Here is an 8,356-nt window from a genome sequence, read left to right as displayed (position 1 = left end):
GCGCAAACAGGCCGGACACATGACTGCTTCTGACAAATGCACAAATCTGATCAAAAATGTCTTGCTATGCAGGAGCCATCCACACAAGACATTCGTTTGATCTGCAGCAATTGTTGCTAATGGGATGTACCGGCTGCTTCACCCAGCAGGTTAGGTAGTCTACCATGCGGGACACATCGCCCATGGAAATGAAATCGTGTTGGTCCAAGTCACTGGACGATTGAGGGTGTCCACGTGCAGCCAGGTATTCCTTTGAGGCATAAAAATAGCCATTCGCTTCGCATATTAATCGTGCGACCAGATCGGGGTGTTCCGGGCGCACATGACGCACGGCGATATCCGCCTCTCTACGCATCAAATCACGAACGTCGTTGGCCGCAATGACATCTATGACTAGATTGGGAGCAAGCGTCTTTATCCTGCTTATCGCACGTGGCAACAAAACTGCCGAAAATTAGGTCGCTTGCTGTTATGCGAACCTCACCTTCAATTGATTGCGCCTGACCAAGCGCAGCCAAAGCAACCCTATCGGCAGCGGCCCCCATGTCCCGCACATGGTGCTGCATCTCGCGGCCAGCGGCGGTCAATTCGAGCCCCCGACCAACACGTTCAAACAGCATCAAGCCGAGCTCTTCTTCGAGCGCAGAAATCTGACGGCTCAAAGTGGGTTGGGTCAGTCCAAGAGAGCGGGCCGCCGCAGTGAGCGATCCCTCGTCAGCGGTCGCCAAAAAGGCGCGCATTCTGTTCCAGTCAAATGGTCTATTCATACAAAAAGTCATAGATGGTATGAAAATTTCGTCAATTACATACAGAAGCGCATGAATGTAAGCATCGACGCAATTAATGTTCAGCACAAAGAGATAGACATGAACCAGCACGCTACATTTTGGGATAAAGCAGCGCCAAAGTACGCAAAGTCCCCCATCGCCGATCAGGCCGCTTACGAATACACTCTTGGCCGGACACGCACGTATTTGACGCCTCAAGATAGGGTCCTTGAACTTGGCTGCGGCACTGGTTCAACAGCCTTGCTGTTGGCCCCAAATGTAAAACAGATCACGGCAATCGATCTATCGCCGGGCATGCTGGCCATCGCACGACAAAAAGCCGCGAACACGGGCGAAAAAAACGTGTCGTTCGAGGTCGGCGCAGATGTTCCGAAGCAAGGCCCATATGATGTTGTTATGGGTTACAGTCTGTTTCACTTGGTGCCAGACATGGAAAAGCGTTTTGCGCAGATTCATGAGTTGCTACCCAAAGGTGGATACTTCATCACCAAAACCACTTGCCTTGGGCAACGTGGCGCAGGCATTGGCGGTGCACTGAAATCCTTGGCGATCCGTATCGCTATTCCGGTGATGCAATTGATTGGCAAAGCTCCTTACGTACGCAGTTTTTCAGTGAAAGAGCTGGAGCACGCAGTCACCGCCGCGGGTTTTGAAATAGTTGAAAGCGGAAATCATCCCAAAGGACCACCTCCCGCCCACTACATAGTGGCGCGCAAGGTCTAGTGCGTGGTGCAGGCGAGAAGAAGTCGTTCATCCGATTTGTAGCATCGGTCGATCAGGGCTCGGAACAGTCATCTGAGTCTTTCTGTCAGATGACTGCTGTTGCGCGCTAAACAGCCGCTGGTGGTTATCGATGTCAAATTTCGGATCCGAAGGGCTGCTTCTACAAACACCGGACACAAGCCCCGTGCGCCTGCTTGGATCACGGCGATCCGGAAAACATCCGGATATTCGGCCTACGCAATGTTCTCACGCTTTGCAGTTTCGTCTGGTGTATTCCCGTCATTCCAAAAGCCTCACAATTAGCGCACAGGGAAGGGGCCGACTTCCGAATTCATTTCTGCGTTCATGAATTGCTGTTTGAACCGGTGGCAAACCGTATCCGCGGCAATTGAATTTATCGGCAAATTTCACCTTGGTTGCGAATTAGCCCAACAAGGTTGTCGTTGTCGCGTAATTCAACAAGGCCGTTGCTGTTGAATTGGCCTGAGTCGGTTTTCCTCGTGCCGCGTGTGCCGTCTGGCCGAATGTCGCATATGATCTTGATCATGAAGCGCCTCGGTTTGCCCGGCACAGCTGTCAGAATACCCAGAATCCTTGTCTTGTACGCGCCGTCGTCGTCACGGCCAAAGTAGTGCTCCATGTCCATCTCAAGACCTGTTGCGGTCTCATGATAGAAGGTGTGACCGTTAAGATGGAACGATACAAAGCGCAGGGCTGGTTAGTCAGGAAATCATAGAGCGTTGTGCGGTTTCCCAATTCCACCCCTTACATCGAAATCGTTTACCTGAGCTTCTCGGCAACGAATTGCCCGACTGCCTGCTTGTTTTCTTCGCCAATCTCGACGTCACCATCGTTTAGCAGATCTTTCAGGGTCTGAGAACGCAGAGCGTCCCGCCATTGTTGTTCTGCGGTCAGCATTCGTCGTTTGATGAAACAGTCCTTTTTGTAGGCACAGGCGGCGTTTGTCGTGACATTACCATTTTGCCGAATTTCCCGACAAACATAGACCGGGCCAGGGCCGTCGATGGCTTCGACCACTTCCAGCATGGATATTTCTTCAGCTGAACGCATCAATTTATAGCCTCCACGCGGTCCCGGAACTGCTTCGGTCACTTTGGCGGCCGTCAAAGCGCGGAGATGCTTCAAAAGGTAGCTTTCTGAAAGGCCATGCAGCGCCGCAAGGTCTTTTCCGGACAGGACTTTGCCCTTTGGCAAAGCCGCCAGAATTACCGCGCAGTGCAGCGCCGCTTCAACGCCATCCCCTAAACGTCGCATTCGGAATATCCCCTAATTTCGGTGACCCACGCGATTAGCGGTTGCAGTGATTAATCATCGATATAAGATATCCATGATTCGTATGCAACTACCACTCACGTAAAGGACCACTCCAATGACAATGCGCTTCAACGTAGCAAAAGACACACCACAACTCTACAGCGCCCTGCTGGCGCTAAACATGGCAGTCGCCGAGGCGGAGGTGGAGCCGCGGCTTATACATCTCATCAAAATCAGGGTCTCTCAGGTAAATGGCTGCGCTTTTTGCGTTGGCATGCACGTCAAGGAAGCAATGGATGACGGTGTCGAAGAAAATGTCCTGCACTTGCTGCCCGTCTGGCAGGAATCCAGCTTGTTCAATGCGCGGGAAAAAACTGCTCTTTCGTGGGCTGAGACGCTGACCATGCTTGCTGGGCCCGGCGTACCGGACGCAGCATTCGGTGCAGCGCGCGCAGAGTTCTCTGAGCAAGAGCTGGCGGTGCTGACGGTCGCGGTTGGAACCATGAACCTTTGGAATCGGATCGGTGTTGGTGCCCAGATGCCAGCTTGATCAGAAACGCTAATCAATAAGGAATATATCATGCTGTTCGATAAAGTCAGCGCCACCATATCCGCAAATGTTGAAGGGCGTGCCGTTTCTTGGCGGCGGCCAAGGCACCGTCTGCCCAGTGTTCTTATTTACAGTCTTGCTGCAATTGCTAGCACGGTGATTGCGGTGGCAGACGGGCACGCCAATGACGCAAAACCAGGTAGTCCGGGCGTACAGCGAGACCTGCTCATCCAGATTCCCCTGCCGGATTTTCCAGGTCGTATTATGACAGCCTTGACGATCGAACTTGCGCCCGGCGAGGTGGTCGGGCCGCATCGGCATGGTGGGTTCGTCTATGTCTACTTGCTTCAGGGCAAGGTTCGCAGCCAGCTGGAAGGTGAAGACCCCGTGGAATATAGCGCCGGGCAAAGCTGGACCGAACAGGCAGAAGTGCTGCACCGCCGAACGGAAAATCCGAGCACAACAGTGCCAGCGAAATTCCTGGCTGTTATCTATAGCGATGCCGACGCGGTGATCACGCGTCCCGAGATGGACGATCACTAGCCGGAGCTGGTTTTGCAATTTTTTTGGGGGAATGACCGATCGTGACCGACGAGACATTCAAATCAACCCCGGTTAATGACCACCAACATCTCGTCCGAGCGTGGGGCGTTCGAAACCCGCGGCGATATCAATCAGGTATCAAGGGTAGCTCAAGATTTCAAAGCGATGTCATCGTCTATCTATACTGGCTCCTAACGCGCACAATTTTTCGGAAGGCAAAAACGTGAAAAATCGGGTTTGGGTATTTTTTTACGGGTCAAACATTGATCTTAACGTTTTGAAAAAGGTCGGGTTTGAACCGGATGAGGTACATATTGCGAAGTTGAAAGGCTTCGATATTCAAATCAGCCCGCTGGCAAATTTGGTTCGTTCCGATAGGCATTGCACGTACGGTATCCTAGTAACAGGAACCCATGAGGAACTGGAGCGTCTCTACGGTCTGTATGTTCAAAAAGAACTAGGCGCGACCTACCTTCCAGAAGCGGTTCTTTGCGAGAAGGAAGATGGTTCATTGGTTCCCGCGCTGTGTTACATTGCCCCCGAAACACCGCCTTCACCCGCAACCCCAGAGTATCTTGCGCGAATTCTTATGCCGGCACGCGCGTTCGGGTTCCCAGACTGGTGTGTGGAGCGCCTCGAAGACTTTGCCGCGTCCAGTTGAGGTTGTGGACAGGAACGATGCCGTCAGCCGTGCATCTCTCGGGCAACTTAGAGCTCACAGCTACAGTATCCCTGCATTACAGAGAATGTCGACTATTGAGGAATGCAACAATAAGCTCCGAAACACGTTTAGGCTGATCTTCGAGCGAGAAATGCCCGGAATTCTCGATGATCGTTAAATCCGAACCGGGGATTGCCTTGTTCAGTTTGTGCGCCCAATCAGTGACCTGCCATGCATCGTCAGCACCCCAGATCAGCTTGACAGGAACCTGCCCCAATTTATCCATCCGATCCGCAAGCTCCATCGTATGCTTGGGGTCGTAGTGGCGCACCTGATGTTGAAACATGCTCGCCTGCCCGACAGGGCCCGAAATAAAATCCTCGTAGATTTCAAGGGCGTCATCGCTAAGTTTCTGCTTATTCTCAACGGTTGATAGAAGCCAATCCCTGAAGTGGGCCCGGTGCTGCGCATCCGGCGCTTCGATCAATGCATTGAGGCCCGCATCCATTTGTTCGCGCGTACGTTTCGACGGGTAGCTATCATAGCTGACCACATCAATCATGGTCAATGAACGCAATCGTTCAGTTGACTGGATGCCAAACCGCTGTGCGATACCGCCACCAATATCGTGAGCAACCAGGTGGAACGTATCGAGCCCCCAAACCTCAAGAAGCCCATCCAGAATGGGAACCTGTGCCGTCATTGATGTGTCGATGTTCGGATCCCACGGACGTTCCGACAGGCCATAGCCCAAGAGATCGAACACGTGCACCTGAAAGCCAGCCTCAACCAATGGCGGCATGACGTTGCGCCAGATGTAGGACGAGGACGGAGTTCCGTGGATCAGCACGACTGGTTCGCCAGCGCCGTGGACGCCATGAGCAATGCGGGTGTTGTTGATCAGGGCGTGGTCAGTGACGATGTGATTCATGATGGATCTCCAGTTCAGGTTTGCATCTGAACCTGTCACCGACTAGAACATGAATCAAATGGGATATTTTCATAATTCAATCTATTTTATTCATGCAACGTGACTTCGGAGCTTGACTTGAAGGGGAGTGACATGGGTCAAAGACTGGACATTGATGCGCTTCAAACACTTTGCGCGATCGAGGATTTCGGCGGCATAACGCGGGCATCCGAATATCTTACGTTGTCACAATCTGCGGTAAGCCACAAAATCAAACGTCTGGAAACTGGGCTGGATTGCAGCTTGCTAACGCGGCGGCCCGGCGCGCCGCTCCTGACTCAAGATGGGGCTCAGCTTGTCGGCTTTGCCAGACGCATTCTTTCGCTCCATGACGAGGCGCTGCTGAGTTTGAGCAAACGGCCCCTTGCAGGGAAAATCAAGCTGGGGATGACCGAAGATACCACCAGCAGTGATTTGTCACGTATCCTGGGCCGTTTCGTCAGATTGCACCCGAATGTATCGGTGAGAACCCAGGTGCGTCAGAGCCTGGAACTGGAAGAATCACTTGAAATCGGCGAAATCGATTTGGCTGTGATGCAACTATTCACTCACCGGCTGCAAGGGTCGGACGTGCATCTCTACGATGATCGCCTTTGTTGGGTTAAAGCGCGCGACGCTGAGCTGGATTTCAACCAGCCGCTGCCGTTCTTGGCCTATGATGCCCAGTGTTTTTACAAACAATGGGCGATGGACGCGGTTCAGAACGCTGGTGTCAGTCTGGAGACGGTTCTGGAATGCGCAAGCTCAGCCGGGATCGTTTCGGGTGTTCAGGCGGGTCTCGGAGTTGCCTTGTTACCCGGTCAGCACGTGACCAGCGAAATGGAAGTCCTAAGTGAAAGGCTTCCATCGCCGCCCGGTGTCACATTTGCAGTTCGTCAAGGTAGAAAGTCCCGATCGAAACCAGTCGCCGCTCTGGCAGAAGAGATTTCACGCGCAAGTAGAGATATAGGCAAAAGTTGGTGACGCCTGATCAGGCGGCGGCTTGAACGTGGCGGAGCCCGTCGCGGAACTCAACCCCTTGGATGATCTCGGGCAGGCGGTTTTGGCCGTCGAGTTTGCGCCATTTCTTCTGGGCAGACATCATCAGCTTGAAGGCCATTGCCAGTCCGGTCTTTCGGCTGAGACACCCCTTGGTGCGTTTTGTGCGATGCCGGACGGTGGCGAAGGTGCTTTCGATCGGATTTGACGTCCGGATGTGTTTCCAGTGTTCCGCCGGGTAGTCGTAGAAGGTCAGCAACGCGTCCCGGTCCTTGACCAACTTGGCTACCGCCTTGTCCCATTTCACGCCGTAGGTTTCGACGAAGAAATTGAAGGCGGCGTTCGCTTCGGCTTTCGTCGAGGCCTGCCAGATGTCGTGCAGATGGCCTTTGGCCTTGGCCTGGATGGATTTCGGCATCGCGTTCAGCACGTTCATGGTTTTATGAACCCAACAGCGCTGCTCCTTCGTCGTAGCGAACACCTCGCGCAGGGCCGTCCAAAACCCCAGAGCACCGTCGCCTATGGCCAGCTTGGGGTCCTGTTTCAGGCCGCGCCGCTTGAGATCGAGCAGCACCTCACGCCAGCTTTGCGTGCTCTCGCGGAAACCGTCAGTCATCGCCAGCAGCTCCTTACGGCCATATTCATCCGCCCCAACAACTACCAGAACACATTGTTTTTCTTCAGCCATTCTCGGTTTGAAATAGACCCCGTCCGCCCAGATGTAGAGGAAGCGGCGGTTGCCAAGATCGCGTTTCTGCCAAGCTTCATAGTCTGTCCACCAGTCGGCCTTCAGCCGCGTGACAGTCTTGGCGGACAACCCCTTGGCATTCGGGCCCGGCAGCGCCTCCAGCGCCTCAGTGAAATCGCCGGTGGACACGCCCTTGAGGTAAAGCCACGGCAGCAACTCTTCGACCGATTTCGCTTTGCGAAGATAGCGCGGCAGGATGCTGGGCGTGAAGGTGATCTTGTCTTCGCCAACGCCCCGATCCCGCACGCGCGGCACTTTCACCGGCACTGGACCAATGCCGGTCATCACCTCGCGTTCGGGTAAGTGTCCATGGCGCACAAGGCGGGCACGACCATCTTCGAGCTTTTCCTTGGAAAAGGCAGCCATGAGCGTGGCCAGCTCGGCATGGATCGCCTGTTCGATCAGCTTGCGCGCGCCATCGCGTAGAACGTCCGTGAATGCGTCGGATGAAAAACCCGATGGATCGGGCAGTTGGGTGATGGTAGTCTCTGACATGTGGCATATCCCTTTCTCAGCAGAGAATTGACGGCGACTCGACACCGCCATGATATGCCGCCCCTCAGGGCATCACCAACTTTCGCGCGTTTCTCGCGCAAGTACACAGCTAGCTAAATTAACCGCCGCGTGAATGCGCGCTCGAGGCTACCTGCGTACCGCAAAGCTTCCGGTTCGATTTTTCCGTACCACTCAGGTCTATACAATTTTATTGGCAAAACCCGGGCAAATGAGTGAACGCGGCGATGGTCAGCAAGCCCGCGACCTGTAAATGCGACGTCTGATCCTCGCCGCGGTCTGCATGAATGACCGTTCCTTCCGCTACACTGCGGCACCAAAATTCTTGCTCTCGCGGCAATTTCTGAGCTGCAAGCGCGCGCAGCAAGATTTTGACACTTCTGCTTCGGGCTCAAAGCCGTCATGCGGCGGTGCAGAGAGTTATGCGCGACTGACCCAAAAGACATCGTTGCGACCGGCCCAAACCGGACCTTCTTGAAGGAATTGCCAAGCTGCCTCGCAGTCAAACATTCCTGATGGGGTGGATGGCTCCTGCTCCAATCGGCGTCGCAATGCGCCATACTGCAGATGTCCATATCTGCGTATAGGAGGAGCCACCCAATGCAAG

11 protein-coding genes are annotated in these 8,356 nt (G+C 53.9%); 5 read left to right on the top strand and 6 right to left on the bottom strand.

The window, feature by feature from the left end:
* Positions 1-64: 64 nt before the first annotated feature.
* A complete protein-coding gene (locus BUB78_RS21490) occupies positions 65-439 on the bottom strand; it encodes a LysR substrate-binding domain-containing protein (protein WP_342742354.1) in 375 nt (124 codons plus the stop codon).
* Complete coding sequence (locus tag BUB78_RS21485) at positions 360-740, bottom strand: LysR family transcriptional regulator (protein WP_073201018.1); 381 nt, start codon at positions 738-740, stop codon at positions 360-362. The genes BUB78_RS21490 and BUB78_RS21485 overlap by 80 nt, the downstream gene beginning before the upstream one ends.
* 78 nt (positions 741-818) lie before the next feature.
* Between BUB78_RS21485 and BUB78_RS19455 the strand changes: the two genes are divergently transcribed.
* Positions 819-1,511, top strand: coding sequence for a class I SAM-dependent methyltransferase (locus tag BUB78_RS19455; RefSeq protein WP_342742353.1), 693 nt, complete (start codon positions 819-821; stop codon positions 1,509-1,511).
* Positions 1,512-1,905: 394 nt separating this feature from the next.
* On the opposite strand, the gene BUB78_RS19450 is transcribed toward BUB78_RS19455, so the two are convergent.
* Positions 1,906-2,157 carry a hypothetical protein gene (locus BUB78_RS19450; RefSeq protein WP_073201016.1) on the bottom strand — a complete coding sequence of 84 codons (252 nt, stop codon included), beginning with the start codon at positions 2,155-2,157 and terminating at the stop codon, positions 1,906-1,908.
* A 134-nt stretch (positions 2,158-2,291) separates the two neighbouring features.
* Positions 2,292-2,786, bottom strand: a complete 495-nt coding sequence (locus BUB78_RS19445) for an RrF2 family transcriptional regulator (protein ID WP_073201014.1) — start codon at positions 2,784-2,786, stop codon at positions 2,292-2,294.
* 115 nt (positions 2,787-2,901) lie between these two features.
* On the opposite strand from BUB78_RS19445, the gene BUB78_RS19440 reads away from it, so the two are divergent.
* From BUB78_RS19440 to BUB78_RS19430, 3 genes are all read left to right on the top strand, one after another.
* Positions 2,902-3,336, top strand: a complete 435-nt coding sequence (locus BUB78_RS19440) for a carboxymuconolactone decarboxylase family protein (protein ID WP_073201012.1) — start codon at positions 2,902-2,904, stop codon at positions 3,334-3,336.
* Positions 3,337-3,366: 30 nt separating this feature from the next.
* Positions 3,367-3,879: a cupin domain-containing protein gene (locus BUB78_RS19435; protein ID WP_084732976.1), complete on the top strand. Its 513-nt coding sequence runs from the start codon at positions 3,367-3,369 to the stop codon at positions 3,877-3,879.
* A gap of 223 nt (positions 3,880-4,102) precedes the next feature.
* Entirely contained in the window at positions 4,103-4,540 is a 438-nt protein-coding gene (locus BUB78_RS19430) for a gamma-glutamylcyclotransferase family protein (RefSeq protein WP_073201010.1), read from the top strand.
* A gap of 76 nt (positions 4,541-4,616) precedes the next feature.
* On the opposite strand, the gene BUB78_RS19425 is transcribed toward BUB78_RS19430, so the two are convergent.
* On the bottom strand, positions 4,617-5,471 hold the full coding sequence (locus tag BUB78_RS19425; protein ID WP_073201025.1) for an alpha/beta fold hydrolase: 855 nt from the start codon (positions 5,469-5,471) through the stop codon (positions 4,617-4,619).
* A gap of 132 nt (positions 5,472-5,603) precedes the next feature.
* On the opposite strand from BUB78_RS19425, the gene BUB78_RS19420 reads away from it, so the two are divergent.
* Positions 5,604-6,473, top strand: coding sequence for a LysR family transcriptional regulator (locus BUB78_RS19420; protein WP_073201022.1), 870 nt, complete (start codon positions 5,604-5,606; stop codon positions 6,471-6,473).
* Positions 6,474-6,480: 7 nt separating this feature from the next.
* Here BUB78_RS19420 and BUB78_RS19415 read toward each other — a convergent pair whose 3' ends face one another.
* A complete protein-coding gene (locus BUB78_RS19415; protein ID WP_073201009.1) occupies positions 6,481-7,731 on the bottom strand; it encodes an IS256 family transposase in 1,251 nt (416 codons plus the stop codon).
* Positions 7,732-8,356 lie beyond the last annotated feature (625 nt).

The sequence above is a fragment of the Roseovarius marisflavi genome (assembly GCF_900142625.1).
Taxonomy (GTDB): domain Bacteria; phylum Pseudomonadota; class Alphaproteobacteria; order Rhodobacterales; family Rhodobacteraceae; genus Roseovarius; species Roseovarius marisflavi.
The sequence above is the reverse complement of the archived record's forward strand: the minus strand, read 5'-3'. Positions and strand labels throughout refer to the sequence as shown.

Bases quoted from the DNA above. Each gene is read 5' to 3' on its own strand.
- BUB78_RS21485 (WP_073201018.1), bottom strand. From the start codon at position 740: ATGCGCGCCTTTTTGGCGACCGCTGACGAGGGATCGCTCACTGCGGCG.
- BUB78_RS19455 (WP_342742353.1), top strand. From the start codon at position 819: ATGAATGTAAGCATCGACGCAATTAATGTTCAGCACAAAGAGATAGAC.
- BUB78_RS19450 (WP_073201016.1), bottom strand. From the start codon at position 2,157: ATGGACATGGAGCACTACTTTGGCCGTGACGACGACGGCGCGTACAAG.
- BUB78_RS19445 (WP_073201014.1), bottom strand. From the start codon at position 2,786: ATGCGACGTTTAGGGGATGGCGTTGAAGCGGCGCTGCACTGCGCGGTA.
- BUB78_RS19440 (WP_073201012.1), top strand. From the start codon at position 2,902: ATGACAATGCGCTTCAACGTAGCAAAAGACACACCACAACTCTACAGC.
- BUB78_RS19435 (WP_084732976.1), top strand. From the start codon at position 3,367: ATGCTGTTCGATAAAGTCAGCGCCACCATATCCGCAAATGTTGAAGGG.
- BUB78_RS19425 (WP_073201025.1), bottom strand. From the start codon at position 5,471: ATGAATCACATCGTCACTGACCACGCCCTGATCAACAACACCCGCATT.
- BUB78_RS19420 (WP_073201022.1), top strand. From the start codon at position 5,604: ATGGGTCAAAGACTGGACATTGATGCGCTTCAAACACTTTGCGCGATC.
- BUB78_RS19415 (WP_073201009.1), bottom strand. From the start codon at position 7,731: ATGTCAGAGACTACCATCACCCAACTGCCCGATCCATCGGGTTTTTCA.